Genomic DNA, 2,499 nt, shown 5'->3' with positions numbered 1-2,499 from the left:
AAATTTTGGTGCCTGATCACTTCCAAGTTCTTTCGCAAGCTCGATCGCTTCGTTTATGATGACAGCCTTATCAGTTTGGCTAAATTTCATCTCATAAAGCCCAAGTCTAAGAATGGCAAGCTCAGTCCCGCCAACTTTGCTAAAATCGCCGTCTTTTAGATATTGCTTTAAAATTTCATCTATTTTTAAAGCACTTTTATTAGTTGCTATGTCTATCTCATCTTTGCTAAAAGCCTCAATTATCTCATCGTGATACGAAATAATCGCTCCACTAACTGAGATTATCAAAAGTGGCAAAGCAAATATAAGAGCTAAAATTAAGTGAAATTTCCGCCAAATTTTAAACATTTTAAAACTTTAGATTAAAACCAAGCTCGATCTTTTGTCCATCGACTATTAAGATATCGTATCTGCCTGATCTTGTCGTAAAAAACTCGTTAAAGAGATTATAAACGCTTAAGTTTAGGCTGAAATTTTTAGTTACATTGTAATTTATGCCAAGATCTGCGATCACATAAGCTCTCATATCATCAGCATAGCTAAATGAGTTTTTAGTTCTACCATAATAATTTATCTGTGACCAGAAATTTAGCCATCTATTTAGCTCGTAGTTCGCTCCAAATTTAAATGTATGAAGCGGATAGTTGTTTAAGCTTTTGCCAACTTCTGATCCATCTTTTTGTTTTGATTTTGTATAAACATAGCTTTGATTTAGTCTAAGAGCATTTGTCACCTGCCACTCATTTGTTAGCTCAACTCCATAAATTTCAGCCTTGCCGATATTTATACTCTCCCAAATACCATTTGGATAAATTTTACCTTTATGTATACAAACGCTGCCTCTTGAGCAGATAGGGCTATAGCTTAACATATCTTTAAAACTTGTGTAAAAGCCAGTTAAAGACGTTTCAAAACCTTCATTATTATTATAAACGCCACCAAATTCATAGCTTACGCTTGTCTCTGGCTTAAGGCTGCTTCTACCAAGCTGTGCTCCACGTCCTCCAGCAAATGGCAATGCAAGATCTTGTGTTCGCTGCTTGATATCGGGAGTCGCATAACCTGTGCTAACTCCACCCTTTAAGGCAAAAAAGTCGTTTAAGCTATAGATGCCATAAATTCTTGGTGAAACGTGCGAGCCATAGTTCTCATCGTAGTTATAGCGAATACCAGTACTTAAGATAAAATCTTTTGTAAGATGATAATCATCTTCGCCGTAAAGTGAAACATCATATCTTTTTACATTTGCCGCATCTGCCGTGGTGGCCTTTTCATCAAGCTTTTCTTTTTTAGCATTTAGTCCTAATGTAAAAGCATTATTATCGGTAAAATATGAGCCTTTTGTATCAAAGTTTAGAGTCTTTAGCGTCAAATTTTGTTGTGCTATCTCTTTTATCTTGCCGTAAGATAAATAGCTTTGAAGCAAGATATTATCAAGCCTTGCTTCGTGGCTTAAATTTATCACATCGCCCTTTATTCTCTCGCTAGCAACTGAGTTGGTACCAGTTGATAGTGTTTTGCCTTTAGTTCTTTTATATTTTACATCGCTTCTTGCAAGCTCAAGTATAAGATCATTATTTTCATTTGGTCTAAAAAAGAGCTTTGCGCCAAAATTTCTATCTTTTTGCTCTCTATTTGCATAAGAAATTTTATCTTCTGATTTATTTAAATTTTTACCATAAACAGAAACACTTAAAACATTGTCAATTAGTCCAGAGTGCAAATAAAGGCTATTGTAAAACTCGCCGCTTATATTTTTATTTCTAGCAAATTTATAGCTTGAGCCAAGATTTGCACCAAATTCATTACTAAACTCATCTGTAATGATATTTATAACTCCACCTAACGCGTCACTTCCATAAAGCGAGCTCATAGGTCCACGTATCACTTCGATACGACTTATCGCACTTGCTGGCGGAATGAAACTATATGAGCCTCCAACGCTTCTAAGCCCTTTATAGGCGTTATCGCCTGGTACTGGCATGCCATTTACTAAAATTTTAGTAAATCTTGGAGAGAATCCACGTATAGAAATTCCTCGTCTATTTGCCGCTTCGGGAGTCGTTCCAAAAAGACTTGGGATATCCTTTGTCATGCTCTCGATATCTTTATGGTTTTTCTTTTCTAATGCCTCTTTAGTTATAACGCTAAGCGTCGCTGGTGCATCTTTGATATTTTGCTCAAATCCTGTAGCACTCACTACTTTAACTTCTGGTAGAACCTTATCTTCATTTGCAAAAAGCGGTAAATTTATAAAAATTGCCGCACAAATAGAAATTTTTAATGCACTTTTCACAAAAACTCCTTATAAAAATTTAATGCACATTTTACTAAAATTAAATAATCGTTATCAATATCATACGTAACGTTAAAGGGATTAAATTTAACGCTTGAGGGATAAAATGATAAATTTAGACAAAAAATATGGAACGAGAAAGATATCTCAAAAGGAAAAACAAATAAGCGTAGAGTTTTTTAAGCAAAGCAGCGGTATTAGCT

2 protein-coding genes are annotated in these 2,499 nt (G+C 34.9%); both read right to left on the bottom strand.

Features of this window, described 5'->3' with window-relative positions:
* The coding region (locus CYP54_RS10140; protein ID WP_275935944.1) for a transcription antitermination factor NusB at window positions 1–348 on the bottom strand (348 nt) is incomplete at its 3' end.
* Between the two features lies 1 nt (window position 349).
* The gene (locus CYP54_RS05420) at window positions 350–2,296 is read right to left on the bottom strand and encodes a TonB-dependent receptor domain-containing protein (RefSeq protein ID WP_103604481.1); all 1,947 of its coding nucleotides are present in this window, start codon (window positions 2,294–2,296) and stop codon (window positions 350–352) included.
* Window positions 2,297–2,499 lie beyond the last annotated feature (203 nt).

The sequence above is a fragment of the Campylobacter concisus genome (assembly GCF_002914005.1).
Lineage (GTDB): Bacteria > Campylobacterota > Campylobacteria > Campylobacterales > Campylobacteraceae > Campylobacter_A > Campylobacter_A concisus_N.
Note: the sequence above shows the minus strand (reverse complement) of the source record. Positions and strands in the feature narration are given on the sequence as shown.